Here is a 15,175-nt window from a genome sequence, read left to right as displayed (position 1 = left end):
TCGACCGTAACGGCGGCCTACGAAACGGCCGGCTCCAGCAAGGTCACCGTTTGCGCCGCCGTATCGAGCCTTGCGCGCACGCCCACCGGCGCCGTGAACTGGTGGCGGATGTGGCCGACCGAGTAGCCGCTCGCCGCCGGCACCACGAGCGGTTTCAAATGCTCGTCCAGCGTCTCGTCCAGGGTCAAAGCACGCTCGCCCGCCTCCGGCTTGCAATCCTCGCACACCCCTACCATGACGCCGGCCGCATTCGCTAAACCGAAAGCCAGGTCGAGCTGCATCAGCATGCGGTCGAGCCGGTACGGCGCCTCGCCGACCTCCTCCACGAACAGCAGGCCGCCACGGAAGTCCGGTGCGTAGGGCGTGCCGCACAGCGCCGCCAGCAGCGACAGGTTGCCGCCGATGAGCGGCCCGGTGGCCACGCCCTGCGTGAAGGTGCGGATGCCGAACTGCGGCTCGGTCTGCGCCTTCACCGCGTTCTCCGGCGCCATCGGGATGGTGTACGTGGGGCGAGGTTCGCACAGCACCGCCAGCATGTGCTCGCGCGAGTAATCCGCCAGCGTGGACGAGGCCACCGGGCCATGAAAGCCCACCAGGCCGGTGCGCTTGTGGATGGCCAGGTGCAGGGCCGTGATGTCCGAGTAGCCGAGCAGGATCTTGGGGTTGCGGCGAATGAGGCCGTAGTCCAGGCCGGACAGCAGCGAGATGCAACCGGAGCCGCCGCGCACCGGCCAGATCATCTTCACTTCCGGGTCCGCGACCATCGCATGCAGGTCGGCCAGGCGCTGCTGCACCGAGCCGGCGTAATTGCCGTGGACGGCGCGCAGGTAGGTCCCCAGTTTCACGCGCAGGCCGAGCGCTTCGATATTGCGCACCGATTTTTCGATGACGCGGTCGCTGGCGTAGCCGCCGGGGGCGACCAGGCCGACCAGGTCACCGGGGCGCAGGCGCGGGGGTTTGATGAGGCGTGGGGCGGCGCTGCGGGATGCGGCCAGTGCGGGTGTCGATAAAGCGGCCGCGGCGAAGGCGCCGAAGCCGCGGCGGGTCATGTTCATATGCGACGTTTGCCAACGTCGTCCCGGCGCAGGCCGGGACCCAAGTGCTGCTTGCGCTGGCGTGACGCATGCAAGATTGGATCCCGGCCTTCGCCGGGATGACGGTTCGAAGGTTGATGGGAAAACGGGACGTGCCAGTGGCTCATCAGATCCCCCAAAAGAAAACGGCCCGCGCCGCGGAGGCTTGCGCCTCCCCCGACAGCGGGCCGCCGAGAACGGCCAACTCAGAAGAACTTGTAAGTCGCCATCAGCGTGAACGAGCGGCCGCGCGGGTCGGCCACACGCGGCTCCCAGGTGCTGCCGGCGCCGGTGTTGCTGTCGTAGGTGATCGCGAACGGCGGATCTTCGTCGAAGATGTTCTTGATGCCCGCGGTGATCGACACGTTCTTGATGCCGGTGTAGGTCGTGGTCAGGTGGAAGATCGAGTAATCGTCAACCTTGGTCTGCAGGTTGGCAGGCTTCACCAGGCCATTGGCCACGCCCGGCAGCACCTGGTCGGTGTAGCCCGAACGGTAGATGTTCTGCAGCATGGCGCTCCAGTTGCCGTACTTGTAGGTCGCGTAGGCGCTGTGCTTCCACTTCAGGCCCAAGTCGCCGGTGAAGACGAAGCGGCCCACCTCGCTCGCGCCGAACGGTGCGTTGGTGGTGGCGCGCGACTTCTTCTCCAGCAGGCGCGAACCGTCGATGCCGAGGGTCCAGCTCGAACCGGTGCTGAACTTGCCGTTCATGCGGGCGCCCAGTTCCAGGCCGCGGGTGATGCGCTCGCCGGCATTGACCCAGCGCTGGTCGATCACGACGATGTTGCCCGCCGGGTCACGGATGAACTGGTCCTGGAACAGGTTGTAGTTCGCGATCATGGTGGTGATCGGGAAGGAGTCGATCGTGTTTTCCTTGCGGATCTCCCACAGGTCGGCGTTGGCCGAGAACCAGCTGGTCGGCTCGACCACGATGCCGACCGTGCCCTGCTTCGCGGTTTCCGGACCCAGGTTGCGCTTGCCGCCGGTGATGTAGGTCGGGTTGATCGCCTCGCAACCCGGACGCGTGGCGTCGACCAGGCCGGTCGGGCACTTCGCCGGGTCGACCAGGTCCTTGCCGGCATACGGCGATTCGGTAATGCCGTTGAACAGCTGGTTGAACGACGGGGCGCGGAAGCCTTCGTTGTACGAACCGCGGAACAGCAGCTGCGGAATCGGCTGGTAGCGGAACGAGATCTTCGGATTGGTGGTGCTGCCGATCGCACTGTAGCGGTCGCGGCGTACCGCGAAGGTCACGTCCAGGTTCTTGATGACCGGGACCAGGAGCTCGGCATACACCGCCTTGATGTCGCGGCTCACGTTGTCGAGCGCGTTGGCGTCGTCGAAGGGCGCGTTCAGGATCGCCGGACGGGCGGCCGCCGCGCGCTTGTCGCCGTTGAATTTGTACTCTTCGCGGCGCAGGTCGAAGCCGACCGCGCCCATCACGGCGCCCGCCGGCAGGTTGAACAGCTCGCCCGACAGCGCGCCGTCGATCTGGGTCAGGATGGTCTTGCCGCCGTACAGGGTCACGCCGGCGGCCGAGGTGCTCTTGATGGCGTCGATCGCCGCCTGCGACTGGGTCTGGCCCGGCAGCAGGAAGGGATTCACGATGCCCGAACCGAGCACATTGGCCAGCGCGGCGGTGTAGTTGTAGCCGGTGCCCAGCTGGGATTCCGACTCGCTGAAGGCGCGCGAGGCGCCGACACGGTAGTCGTAGCGCTTGCCGAACAGGTTGAGCGGGCCGTCGGCGCCGACCAGCAGGCGCGCGGCCTTGGTCTCGGTGACGATCTCGCGGTTGCCGCACTCCATGCAGCGCCAGCGGTAGGCGATCGGCAGGCCGTAGTTGGCCGAGATGCTCGGGAAGACCTTGACCAGCGCGTTGTACACGTCGTTGTAGGCCGCGCCGGTCCTTGGGTAGAAGGAGCTGGCGCCGAAGGTGGAGGCCGACGGCGAGATCTGGTTCGGCGAGAAGCGCTTGGCGACTTCGACCTGCGAGCCCACGCCTTCGACGAAGAACTGGTGCTCGCCGCGCTGGAAGGTGGCGCGCGCCAGGGCATTGCTGTTCTTGACCGGCTGCTGCAGCACGGCCGCGCGGCCGGTGTCCCAGGCGCAGCCATAGGCGGCGCCGGCGCTGTTCCACAGCTTCTCGTCGTAGGGCCCCATGCCGTCGATGCTGGTGCAACCGGCGCCGCCAGGGAGGTCGAGCAGGCTGATGCCGCTGTAGGCCGTGGTGCCGCCGCCCGGGATGGTCGGGCCGGTGCCGGTGCGCGACAGCAGGGTCGGGGCGATGGTGGTGGCGAAGATGTTGGCCGATGGCGAACCGCGGGTATCGACCGACACGCCGCGGTCCGGCTGGAAGGTCTGGACGAAATCGCGCTGGTCGCCGCGCAGCGCCTTGTTCTGGCTGTGCGCCGCGGTCACCAGGAGGTTGAAGCCGTCGTTGTCGAGGTCGCCCCAGCCGCCGGTGACGGAGACGCGGCCGATCTCGCCGCCGCTCTCTTCGGCCACGTCGGTGAAGGCCTGGGCTTCCAGGCCCTTGTAGTTCTTGCGCAGGATGAAGTTGATCACGCCGCCGATCGCGTCGGTGCCGTAGATCGCGGAAGCGCCGTCCTTCAGCACCTCGACGCGCTCCACCGCCGCCATCGGGATCGAGTTCAGGTCGACCGCCGAGCCTTTCATGCCGTGGGTCGCCACGCGGCGGCCGTTCAGCAGCACCAGGGTCGAATCCGAACCCTGGCCGCGCAGGTTGGCGCTCGATGCGCCGTTATTGCCGCGCTGGGCGCCGGAAGTCACGTCCGCGTTCGAGGCCAGGTTGTCGGAGCCGTTGCCGTTGACGTTCAGGGTCGCGATCAGCTGCTCGGCGGTGACGATGCCCTGGTCTTCGAGCTGCTTGCGCGAGATGATCTCGAGCGGCAGCGCGCCTTCCTTGGCGATGCGCTTGATGCTGGAGCCGGTGATCTCGACGCGCTGGATGCGGTCGGCAGCGGGCATGTCCTGCGCGAGGGCCGGACCGGCGACGCCGATCAGGGCGATCAAATGGGCGAGCTTCTTTAACTTCACGGTGATTCTCCTAACGTTACCCTTGGCGGCGGTCGACGCTACTTGACCGGCTCATTAGTTCGTAATGTCTTGGCATTACGTTATGTTGTTCATTCAGGGTACGCCGATAAAAAAGACGCACTCCAATGAAATATGCGGCGGCAAGTATAACCAGCAGGAATATTTTATTTAGGAAAAACTTATGCGGTCAGGGTTTCGCTCTGGCGGAGCGTGCCCTTTGCGCAACATCGACGTCCAGATAACGCCATTGCGTGAATTCGACCGGGTGGCGTTTGTAGTTTTTCAACCACGGATGACGCAGATCGCCCGACAAGACATGGGTCAGCGGCACCCAGGGGTTATAGGCGTGGATCAGCTGGTTCATCTCGAAGTACAGCTTCTGGCGCGCCGGCCCGTCGGTCAACTGGCGCGCCTGTTCGTAGCGCACGTTATAGGCCGGCAGGTCGAAGCGCGCATAGTTGGCGCGGCCGGCGTTGGGACCATAGAGCAGCTGGTAGAAATTGTCGCCGTCGGGGAAGTCGGCGATCCAGTTCGACTCGAACATCTGCACCGTGCCGAGGCGCGAGGCCTTGATGATCTCGGTCTTCTTGTCGGACTTGAACGCCACGCGCAGGCCGATCGCGTTCAGGCACTTGCGCCACAACTCGTCGCGCAGGCGGCCGCCGACGGTGGCTTCGCTGTGCATGGTGAGCGTCAGCGGCTTGCCGTCGGGGCTACGGCGAAACCCATCCGGATCGCGCCGCGTATAGCCGTGGCGGTCCAGCAGCGCGTTCGCCAGCGCCGGGTCGTAGGGCACCGGGCTGCGATACAGCGGGTCGTAGCCCAGCACATTCGGCGGCAGCGGCGACTCCGCCTTGATCGCGAAGCCCTTCTTGAGCAGCGCGATGTCCTCGGCATTGTTGTAGGCGAGCGAGATCGCCCGGCGCAGCGCGATCCGGTCCTTGCCGTAGCCGCCGACCACCGGGTCGTTCATGTTCATCCACATGTAGTAGGTCTGCAGCACCGGGAAGCGCGACAGCACGATGCCGCGCGCCGCCAGCTCGGGTTTCAACTGGCCGTCGCGCACCACCATCTCGGTCATCGACTCGGGGATCTGCTCGAGGTAGTCGTATTCTGCGTTCAGGAAGCCGAGCATGCGGCCCTGGAACTCCTCGGCGATGCGCACCTCGACCCGGTCCACGCGCGGCAGGCGCTTGCCCTCGAGCGCCGCGGCGATGGCCTTGTCCTCGGCATTGTCGCCGGGCGTCGCATGGAATACCGCCGTCGAATAGGGATTGGCCAGCAGGACGATGCGGTCGCTGCGCTTCCACTCGCCCACCATGAAGGGGCCGGTGCCGACCGGGTGGTTGCCGGCCTGGCCCGGATACGCTTCGATCACCTCGCGCGCCACCACGCCGGTGGCCGGCACCGCGAGGTAGAACAGGAAGTTGTTGTCGCGCTCCTTCAGGCGAATGCGCAAGGTGTAGCGATCGAGCGCTTGCAGGCCGGCGACCGGCTTGTCGACGTCGTAGGCCGTCTTCAATATCTCGTCGCCGGCGATCTTCCCGTCGAACATATAGGCCCAGGGCGATTTCAGGGCCGGGTTGTACAGGCGCTTGATGCTGTAGACGTAGTCCTGCGCCGTCATCTCGCGCTTCGCTCCCTTGAACGCCGGGTCGGGCGTGAAATGGATGCCGGGGCGAAGGCGGAAGGTATAGGTCAGGCCATCGGCGCTCACTTCCGGCATGGCGGTCGCCGTGTTCGGACGCAGCTTTGCCGGGCGCGCCAGGTAATCGTAGCGCAGCAGCGGGTCGAACAGGTTTTCCAGCAGCGACAAGGTGGCGTTATCGGAGGCCGAGGCGGGGTCCAGGCCGGTCTCGCTGGTGGACAGGAACATGCGCAGCACCTTTTCCTGTGCATGCGCGCCGCCCCCCGCACAAAGCAGGGCAAGGAAAAGGGCGGCGGCGCTGGAGCGGATGTTCATGGGGCTTCATGATATGCGCGCCGCGCCGGGCAGGGCAACAGGCATAACTTTTTCACATGGCGCGGCTGCATTCTGTCATCTGCGCAGCCTGCTATCGGCCTATACTCTCCGCTGCACACTCTGCAGGACACTTCGCGACTCATGGCACTCAATTACATCTGGACCGGATTCTTCCTCGTCGGCTTCGTGGCCGCCCTCGCGCAGTGGCTGTTCATGGGCGACACCGAGATCTTCAAGCGCATCATCGACGGCACCTTCTCGTCGGCCAAGATGGCCGTGATGGACATCGCCCTGCCGCTGGCCGGCGTCATGACGCTCTGGCTCGGGATCATGAACGTCGGCGAAAAGGCCGGCGCCATCAACCTGTTCGCGCGCGTCATCGCGCCCTTCTTCTCGCGCATCTTCCCCGGCGTGCCGAAGGACCACCCGGCCAACGGCCACATGGTGATGAACTTCTCGGCCAATATGCTGGGCCTCGACAATGCCGCCACGCCCTTCGGCCTGAAGGCGATGGAAAGCCTGCAGACCCTGAACCCGCACAAGGACGAGGCCAGCGACGCCCAGATCATGTTCCTGGTGATCCAGACCTCGGGCCTGACCATCATCCCGCTGGCCATCATGGCCCAGCGCGCGATTTTAGGTGCGGCGAATCCGGCCGACATCTTCATCCCGACCCTGATCGCGACCTACTGCTCGACCATGACCGGCATCATCGCGGTGAGCCTGCGCCAGCGCATCAAGCTGCTCGACCCGGTGGTGTTCGGCTGGATCGGCGGCATGACGGCGCTCATCGCGGCCATGGTGTGGACCATCTCGGCCTTCCTCGACAAGGCGCAGATCGAACTGTTCTCGGTCGTCGCCGCCAACCTCATCTTGTTCTCGATCATTGCCGCCTTCATGAGCGCCGCGCTGCTCAAGCGGGTCAACGTCTTCGAAGCCTTCATCGAAGGCGCCAGGGGCGGCATCGAGACCTCGCTCAAGATCATCCCCTATCTGGTCGGCATGCTGGTGGCGATCAGCGTGGTGCGCAATTCCGGCATCCTCGGCATGATCGTGAGCGGCTTCGCCTGGATCTTCCAGTCGCTCGGCCTGCCCACCGATTTCGTCGGCGCCCTTCCGACCGCGCTCATGAAACCGCTCTCGGGCAGCGGCTCGCGCGCCATGATGATCGACGCCATGACCACCTACGGGGTCGACTCCTTCGTCGGCCGCCTGGCCAGCATCCTGCAGGGCGCGGCCGACACCACCTTCTACATCGTGGCCCTGTATTTCGGCTCGGTCGGCATCCGCAAAACGCGTTATGCGATCGGCTACGGCCTGCTGGCCGACCTGGCCGGCGTCATCGGCGCCATCTTCGTCGCTTATCTGTTCTTTGGTTAAGGAGTCATCCATGCTGCGCCGCTTCGCCCTCGCTTCCCTTCTCCTTGCCGTCTTCGGCGCCGCACACGCCCAGCTGCCCGCGCCGGTGGCCCAGGTCATGGTGCAGCAGGGCCTGACGGACAACGACCTCGGGATCCTGGTCCTGAAGGGCGACGCGGTCGTGCTGGCGCACCAGGCCGACCGGCCGATGCAGCCGGCATCGACCATGAAGCTGGTCACCACCATGGTCAGCCTGGAGCGCCTCGGTCCCGCCTTCCGCGGCCGCACCGAATTGCGCTCGAGCGGCGAGATCGTGAACGGCGTCCTGCGCGGCAACCTGGTGCTGCGCGGCGGCGCCGACGCCGACCTGTCCGGCGCCGACATCGAGACCATGCTGCGCGCCCTGCACTACCAGGGCGTGCGCCGCATCGAGGGCGACCTGGTGCTGGACCGCGGCGTCTGGAACCCGGGCCGCCTGGATGTCGGCCTGCCGCCCTTCGACGAATCGCCCGAGGCCTACTACAACGTCATCCCCGATCCGCTGCTGGTCAACAAGAACATGCTGCAGATCGACCTGCGCTCCACAACGAAGCGCCTGACGCTCGAGATGCAGCCGGAACTCGACCGCGTGAGCATCGGTTCCGACATGACCCTGGTCGACGCCGATTGCGCGAAATGGGAAGACGGCTGGAAGCTGCCGGAAGCGGTGCGCCAGAAGGATGGCCGCATCAAGGTGCTGCTGCACGGGACCTTCCCGAAGGATTGCGCGCGCAGCACCAGCATCAATGTGCTGGACCGCGACGACTACATCGACCGCCTGTTTCGCCAGAAGTGGAAGGAGCTGGGCGGCAAATTCAGCGGCAAGGTCGTCACCGGAATCGCGCCGCTGGACGCACGCCTGCTGGCCGAACACAGCTCGCGCACCTTGCCCGAGCTGGTGCGCGACACCAACAAGCCCTCCGACAACCTGCTGGCGCGCACCCTGTTCCTGAGCCTGGGCAGCCTGCAGGCCGATCCGGTCGCCGGCAGCTTCGCTGCGCCGGCCAGCGGCGAAACCACCTTCGTGCGCGCCGAAGCGGCCGTGCGCGACTGGATGCGCGCGCACCGCATCGACGATGCCGGTTTCGTGATCGAGAACGGCTCCGGCCTGTCGCGCCTGGAACGCATCACGCCGCAGCAGATGGCCTACCTGCTGCAGGCCGGCCTGCGCAGCAACTGGTCGCCCGAGTTCCAGTCCAGCATGCCGATCGCGGGAATCGATGGCACCATGCGCCGGCGTTTGCAGGGGACGGCGGCGGCGGGGCGTGCGCGCCTGAAGACCGGGACGCTGCGCAATGTGGTGGCGCTGGCGGGGTATGTGCCGGATGCGGATGGGGTGCAGAATGTGTTCGTGGCGTTCGTGAACAGCGAGCAGGCGGGGAATGGGCGCGGGCGGGCGGTGCTGGATGCGCTGGTGGAGTGGGTGGCGCGGTCGGGGCAGTTGCCTCAAGTGGCGCCGGCGCCTGCGGCGCCGTGATGTGATAACGGTTTATTGAGAAACTTGGGTTCCGGCCTTCGCCGGAACGACGGTCTTGGGGGTAGCGGAAGAAGAGTCATATCGGTCTTGCACCCAACTCACTTAGCACGTCGTTCCGGCGAAGGCCGGAACCTAATTTTGCTCGAGTTACAACCCCAGCTCCTTGAGCCCCTCAATCTCGAAATCCCCATCATCCATCAGCCTCAACCCGATATCCTGCGTCGTCAACCCCAGGCTGCGTCCCATCGAAATCAACAAACTCTGCCCCGGCACGCTGCGCTGCGGCTCGAGCGCATAGACCGGATCGGCAAATGCCAGCTCCGGCGTCACGATGGCCCAGCCCATGTCGCGGAACTGCTGGATCACATCACCCAGCCACAGCGCATTGATCAAGTTATGGTGCAGCAGCAGCATCTGCGGAATGTCGCGGCCCTGCAGGCGTTGCGATAGCGCGCGGTAGGCCAGCGCGCGCTGCTTGATGTGGGCGAGATAAGCCTGGCGGATCGGCTCCAGGTTCGCCTTCGGATCTTTCGTCAGCACCTCGACCAGCTTGCCATCCAGCCGCCAGTCGCTGGTGTCCAGCGTGACGTAGGCGTTGCGATACCCCTGCTCGCGCAGGAAACCCTTCATGCCGTCGCGCTTCTCCGGGGTGTTCCCCTCGCGCAGATACGTATAGCGGAACCACTTGCGGTAGCCCGGCAGGGTCGAGACGATGCGGTCGCAGTCGCGCACTTCCTGCTGGTACCGGGCCAGCGTGGTCTTCTCGCCGTTCAGGTCCAGGTGGGTCATGGTGTGGTTGCCCACCACGTGGCCGGCCTGGCCCCAGGCACGCGCCAGCGCAGCGCCTTCGGGCCGGTCGGCGCCATTCCCGCAGGTGACGAACAGCGCCGCCTTGACCCGGTGCTTCGCCAGCGCCGCCAGCATCGCCGCGTTGCGCTCCTGCGGCGCCAGGCGCGGCGTCGCGGACAGGCGCGGACCGTCATCGAAGCTGAAGGCGACCGACTGGGCGTGCAGCTGCGGCGCAGCGGCGAGGCACAGCGCGGCGAGTGCGCAACGCAGCGCTTTCATAGCACGCGGCGATACGTCGCGCGCACCAACTCGCGGTCGCCGCAATCGAAGTGCCACCATTCGGTGTTGATGCCGAAGAAGCCGGCCGCCAGCATGCCCTCGCGCAGCAGGCGGCGGTTGGCGACCTGGGCCTGGCTCAGGTCCCCTGCCAGGAGAAAACCCTCTTCCAGCGCCGGATGCGATAGGTTCGTCATGTCGTCGAAGCCGGTGCCCATGTCCAGCTCCCTGCCGTGCTCGTCGAGCAGGGTGATGTCGAGCGCCATGCCGTAGGAGTGGATCGAACCGCGCGCCGGATTGGCGAGATACATCTGCAGGCCGGTGCCCTCCAAAGCATCCCACAGCTGCTGCTGCACCCGCTGCGGACGCAGGGCGTCGAGGATCAGGGGCGTGTAGCCGGGGCGGCGCGCGGCCAGCCAGGCCACGAAGGACTCCAGCGCCGCCGCCGCATCAACGTGCAGCCAGGCGCAGTCGTAGGGCGAATACAGGTCGCGGCCGACGAAGTTGTTGGGGGTCGCGTAGCGCAGGTCGATCGCGATCCCTTGAATACTGGTGAGATGGCGAAATTCGGGGCTGCCGGCGATGTCTTCGCTGGCCACGGTCAGACTCATGTGAAAATCACAGCCTTTTTTCGAGCAGGGCGCGGGCGGCCGCGCCGATGCAGTTGGCCAGCTCGCGCGCCCCGTGCGACAGGGGGGAATGGCTGGCGGACAGCAGGTAGAGGTGGACCGGCATCGCCGGCGACCACGGACGGCACTGCACCCTGGCCGGGTCGGCCGAGGCGGCGGTGAAGGGGTCCAGCACGGCCTTGCCGGCGCCGGCTTCGACCAGCGAGCGGGCGATCTGGTAGGTCTGGACCACGGTGTGGAACACCGGCTGCACACCTTGCGCCTCGCAGGCCGCGACCACGATCTCGCCCAGCGGGTCGCCATCGGTCAGGCCGATCAGTTCTCCGCTCAGGCCCTCGGCCGTAAACGGTTTGGCCAGTTCCTCGTCGGACCAGGTGCCGGCCGGCGCCATCACCGTCAGCGCCCCGTGGGCGATCGGTTCGGCCACGATGCCGGGGTGGCGCGGGTCCTGCAGCGACAGCGCCAGGTCGGCTTCGCCCAGGCGCAGCGCGTTCACGATCTCGCTGGTGTGGTGGGTGGCCAGTTCGCAGCGCGCCTGCGGGAAGTCGTGGCGCCACACCGTCATCGCCTGCGGCAGCACGCTGATCGCGATGGTCGGCGTCGACACCAGGCGCACCGTCTCCACCGCGCGGCTCTTCAGGCTGGCGGCCAGGCGGCGGATGCCCTGCAGGTCGCGGTTCAGCTTCTCGGTCTCGGCGAACAGGCGGTGCGCTTCCGGCTTCGGATACAGCTTGCCGCGCACGCGCTCGAACAGAGGCATGCCGAGCTGCAGCTCGGCGTGCTGCAGCACTTTCGTCACCGCGGGCTGCGAGATGTGGAGCACCTGGGCGGCGCCGCTGATGGTGCCGACCTGCATGATGGCGTGGAACACTTCGATGTGACGCAGACGCATTGCTTCATCCTTCTAGAGAGACTCCGCGCGCAAGGCGCGGATTTGCGAAGGATACAGGGAAAACATCGCTGCGGCGACCATCACGGCGTGCTCGGCACGGGCGGCGTGACCGGGGTCGGGACCGGCGCCGGCATGGCCGGGGTCGGCAGCGGGACCGGCGCGGCCGGGGCGGGCGCGGTTTCCGGCACCACCGGCGCCGGTGCGGCCGCCGGAGGCAGCGCCGGCACCGGGCTGGTGATCACCGGCGGCAGGACGACCGGCAGCGGCGCGTTGGCCGGCGTCGTCAGGACTTCCAGCAGGGTCGCGGTCTCGGCATCCGGCACGCCGGCGATGTCGCGCGGGCGGTACTTCATCTGGAAGGCCGACAGCACGGTGCGGGTTTGATTATCCAGCAGGCCGGTCTGGGCAATGCCGTAGCCGTGGGTGGCGAGCTTGCGCTGGAACCAGGCCACGTCCGGCAGGGTCGCATCGAAAATCGGGCGGATCACCGCCACCCGGTTCGCGTCCGGCCATAGCACCAGGCCCTCCTGCGCCAGGCGCGCCCACGGGAACAGCGGACCCGGATCCTGCTTGCGCAGCGGCGCGATGTCGCTGTGGCCCAGCACGTTCTCCGGCGCGATGCCGTTGCGCTGCACGATGTCCTTCACCAGCACCATCAGGGCATCCATCTGCGCCTGCGGGAAGGGCGCGTAGACGCGGCCCTGCGGGGTGTCCTTCCAGCCGGCGTTGACGATCTCGATGCCGATCGAGCTGTTGTTCAGCTGCGTGTACTGCTTCCAGCTCGACACGCCGGCGTGGTAGGCCGAGCGGGTCTCGTCGACCAGGCGGTAGATGATCGGCTGCGGGTCGTCGGTGAGCAGGTAGTGGGCGCTGACCTGCTGCTCGGTCAGGATCTTGATCGAGGCCGGCTTGTCCGCCACCGTGTAGTGCAGGACCAGGAAGCGCGCCCGGCTCGACTGGCCCTTGGCGTTGTAGGTGGTGTCGATCTGCGGCCCCTTGGGCGCGGTGACGCAGCCGGCCAGCAGGGAAAGGATGACGGGAACGATCAGGATTTTCATGCTTTTATATGGCCTTGTTGGGTTCTTGATGGGAGCACTGGCCGAGCGCCAGGCGCGCCGCCGCGTAGTGGGCGCGCACGCCGGTCTGGCTGAGCGTGATGTCGGGCGGCAGCGCCGCGCGCATGGTGTCGACGATGGCCGGATGCAGTTCGGCGGCGCGGCCGGCCAGCGCCACCGGGCGCGGCCCGAAGCGCTTCACCAGCGCGATGGCAAGCCGCGCCAGCTCCTGGCCGGCGTCGCGCAGGATGGCGGCGGCGGCCGGGTCGCGTTCGGCGGTGGCGGCCACCGCGATCGCCAGCTTGCCGACTTCGCCGCGCTCGCGGCCATAGATGAACTGGCGCGAGAACGACCAGTCCGAGCCGCCCACGTGCTGGAACACGGCGTGCGCCATCGGCGAGGATTCCCAGGCGCCGGGACGCTCGTCCTCGACGCGCCAGATGTGGCGCAGCGCCTCGCGCGCGATCCAGAAGCCGCCGCCGCCATCGTCCAGCACCACCCCGCGCCCGCCGGCGCGGTGAAAGCCGCCCTGGGCGTCGATGAAGGCGCCGATCGAGCCGGTGCCGGCGTACACCAGGTAGCCGTCGCCCGGCCGGAAGCTGGCAAGGTAGGCGATCTCGATGTCGTTCGAGAACACCAGCGCCTGCGGGTCCAGCCCGAGCGCCTCGCCCAGCCAGCGCTGCAGCATGTCCGATTCGCCGCCGAAGCCGGTCAGGCCGGCGCGCACCGCATGCGGGCGGCCGTGGGCCAGCACCTCGCCGGCGATGCTGGCGAAGGTCGCCTGCACCGCTTCGCGCCCGTCGCTGCTGGCCATCTGCAGCGCCGACAGGCCGCCGGTCGTGCCCTCGGCGACGATGCGCCCACCGGGGCCGGCAAGGGCCCAGCGGGTCTGGGTGCCGCCGGCGTCGATGCCGAGGCCCAGGGCGTCAATTTCGGATTCGTGCATAAGACTTGTCACTATCAGGGTTTGCGCCATGCCTGCACGCGCGCGCCCTCGTTGCCGAGGCGGTCGACCGGGGTCACGTAGACCAGGTCGGCGGCGCCCAGTTTCGCGTCGTCCGGCACCGTCCAGTCTACACGCGAAGCCGGCGCCACGTCGAAGCGCCACACGCCGCTGTGGCGCGACCACACCGCATACAGCGCGGTCGCCCGGCCCGCCTTGAGTTTCAGCCTGACGCCGCCCCTGGCCGGCGCGCCGCTGACCTGCACCGTGCCGGGACGCTCGCTCGCCAGCCAGGTGGTGGCCGGCACCAGGGCCGGGCCGGTGTACAGGGCGCTTTTCAGCTTGTCGCTGATGCCTTGCCGGTTCTGGGTCAGCGCGATCATGCTGAAGTGGACGTGGCCCGTGGCCAGAGGACGCTGGCGGGTCAGGGCGATCTGGTCCAGCACTTCCTGCGGCTCATAGTTCCTGCTCGGCGCCCCGATGCGGCTGGTGAAGAGGCCAGGCCAGATGTGGCGGCCCTGCGGGTTCTGGCCGATCCAGTAGTCGAGCAGCACCGGATACGATTGCGCGGTCTGGGCCACGGGCCAGTACAGCTGCGGCGTGAAGTAGTCGAGCCAGCCCTTTTCCAGCCACAGCTCGGCGTCCGCATACAGCTTGTCGTACTGCGAGAAGCCGTTGATGCCGGGCGGGCGGCGGTCCGGACGGCCCAGGCCGAAGGGGCTGATGCCGAAGCGCACCCAGCTCTTCTCGCGATGGATGCCCTTGTACATGGCTTCGATCAGGCGGTTCACGTTGTCGCGGCGCCAGGAGGCGCGATCGAGCTTGCCGCCCGAGGCCAGGTAGCGTTCCCAGGCCGGGGTGTCGGGGAAGTCGAGTTCCTTGGCCTGGGGCTTGGCGCCGCCGTCCAGCGCCTGGGCATTGCCGGCCACGTCCGGCGCCTCGATCGGGTAGGGGTAGAAGTAATCGTCGATGTGCACACCGTCGATGTCGTAGCGGCGCACCACGTCGAGGACCACGTCCATGGTCTGCTTCGACGCCGCTTCCTCGCCCGGGTCCATCCACATGAACTTCCCGTAGCGCTTCACGGCCGAGGGGATGGTGTTGGTGATGTGGTTCGGCGCGCTTGGGGAACGGGCGTTGTCGTGTCGCGCGCGGTAGGGGTTGAACCAGGCGTGCAGTTCCAGCCCGCGCGCATGCGCTTCGCGCACCCAGAAGGCCAGCGGGTCGTACCACGGCGAAGGCGGCTTGCCCTGGGCGCCGGTCAGGTATTCGGACCAGGGCTCGATCTTCGAGGCATAGATCGCATCGGCGGACGGGCGCACCTGCAGCACGATGGCGTTCAGGTTCAGGCTGACCGCGCGCTCCAGGATGGCGATGGCTTCCGCCTGCTGCTGGGCGGCGGGCAAACCGGGTTTGCTGGGCCAGTCGATGTTGGCGACGGTGGAAACCCAGGCGGCGCGGAATTCGCGCGGCGCAGGCGGAGGCGTGTCGCCAGGCGCGCCCGGCACGGTAGGCTGCGTGGTGCAGGCGGTGAGGAATCCATTCATCGCCAGGGCGCCGCCGAGCAGGCCGAAGGTGAGGGTGCGTTTTTTCAGGTTGGGCTTCACGTCCATTCCTTTATTCT

10 protein-coding genes and 1 pseudogene are annotated in these 15,175 nt (G+C 67.2%); 2 read left to right on the top strand and 9 right to left on the bottom strand.

The annotated features are described in order from the left end of the window. Positions 1-17: 17 nt before the first annotated feature. From LQ564_RS16385 to LQ564_RS16375, 3 genes are all read right to left on the bottom strand, one after another. The gene (locus tag LQ564_RS16385; protein ID WP_231059182.1) at positions 18-1,055 is read right to left on the bottom strand and encodes a S66 peptidase family protein; all 1,038 of its coding nucleotides are present in this window, start codon (positions 1,053-1,055) and stop codon (positions 18-20) included. Between the two features lie 224 nt (positions 1,056-1,279). Beyond that, positions 1,280-4,129, bottom strand: a complete 2,850-nt coding sequence (locus tag LQ564_RS16380) for a TonB-dependent receptor domain-containing protein (protein ID WP_231059181.1) — start codon at positions 4,127-4,129, stop codon at positions 1,280-1,282. Between the two features lie 187 nt (positions 4,130-4,316). Further along, positions 4,317-6,092 (bottom strand): ABC transporter substrate-binding protein, encoded by a 1,776-nt coding sequence (locus LQ564_RS16375; protein ID WP_231059180.1) that lies wholly within the window; start codon positions 6,090-6,092, stop codon positions 4,317-4,319. Positions 6,093-6,233: 141 nt separating this feature from the next. Between LQ564_RS16375 and LQ564_RS16370 the strand changes: the two genes are divergently transcribed. Both LQ564_RS16370 and dacB read left to right on the top strand, forming a co-directional pair. Beyond that, the gene (locus LQ564_RS16370) at positions 6,234-7,472 is read left to right on the top strand and encodes a spore maturation protein (RefSeq protein WP_231059179.1); all 1,239 of its coding nucleotides are present in this window, start codon (positions 6,234-6,236) and stop codon (positions 7,470-7,472) included. Positions 7,473-7,482: 10 nt separating this feature from the next. Then, the gene (gene dacB / locus LQ564_RS16365) at positions 7,483-8,967 is read left to right on the top strand and encodes a D-alanyl-D-alanine carboxypeptidase/D-alanyl-D-alanine endopeptidase (RefSeq protein ID WP_231059178.1); all 1,485 of its coding nucleotides are present in this window, start codon (positions 7,483-7,485) and stop codon (positions 8,965-8,967) included. Between the two features lie 147 nt (positions 8,968-9,114). Here the strand turns inward: dacB and LQ564_RS16360 are convergent, their stop codons facing one another. The 6 genes and pseudogenes from LQ564_RS16360 to LQ564_RS16335 all read right to left on the bottom strand — a co-directional run bounded on the left by LQ564_RS16360 (position 9,115) and on the right by LQ564_RS16335 (position 15,164). Next, positions 9,115-10,035, bottom strand: coding sequence for a polysaccharide deacetylase family protein (locus LQ564_RS16360; RefSeq protein WP_231059177.1), 921 nt, complete (start codon positions 10,033-10,035; stop codon positions 9,115-9,117). After that, positions 10,032-10,643 (bottom strand): M15 family metallopeptidase, encoded by a 612-nt coding sequence (locus LQ564_RS16355; RefSeq protein WP_231059176.1) that lies wholly within the window; start codon positions 10,641-10,643, stop codon positions 10,032-10,034. Before LQ564_RS16355 ends, LQ564_RS16360 begins: the two co-directional genes overlap by 4 nt. A 7-nt stretch (positions 10,644-10,650) precedes the next feature. Further along, on the bottom strand, positions 10,651-11,553 hold the full coding sequence (locus LQ564_RS16350) for a LysR family transcriptional regulator (RefSeq protein WP_231059175.1): 903 nt from the start codon (positions 11,551-11,553) through the stop codon (positions 10,651-10,653). A gap of 281 nt (positions 11,554-11,834) precedes the next feature. Further along, positions 11,835-12,611: pseudogene (locus LQ564_RS16345) on the bottom strand (N-acetylmuramoyl-L-alanine amidase); the annotation flags it as partial. Between the two features lie 4 nt (positions 12,612-12,615). After that, positions 12,616-13,554, bottom strand: a complete 939-nt coding sequence (locus LQ564_RS16340; protein WP_231059173.1) for an N-acetylglucosamine kinase — start codon at positions 13,552-13,554, stop codon at positions 12,616-12,618. Between the two features lie 14 nt (positions 13,555-13,568). Beyond that, complete coding sequence (locus tag LQ564_RS16335) at positions 13,569-15,164, bottom strand: glycoside hydrolase family 10-like protein (protein ID WP_231059172.1); 1,596 nt, start codon at positions 15,162-15,164, stop codon at positions 13,569-13,571. Positions 15,165-15,175: the final 11 nt, after the last annotated feature.

Origin of the sequence: Massilia phyllostachyos (assembly GCF_021044825.1) — a bacterium.
Taxonomy (GTDB): Bacteria; Pseudomonadota; Gammaproteobacteria; order Burkholderiales; family Burkholderiaceae_D; genus Telluria; species Telluria phyllostachyos.
This window is presented reverse-complemented; position numbering and strand designations above follow the sequence as displayed.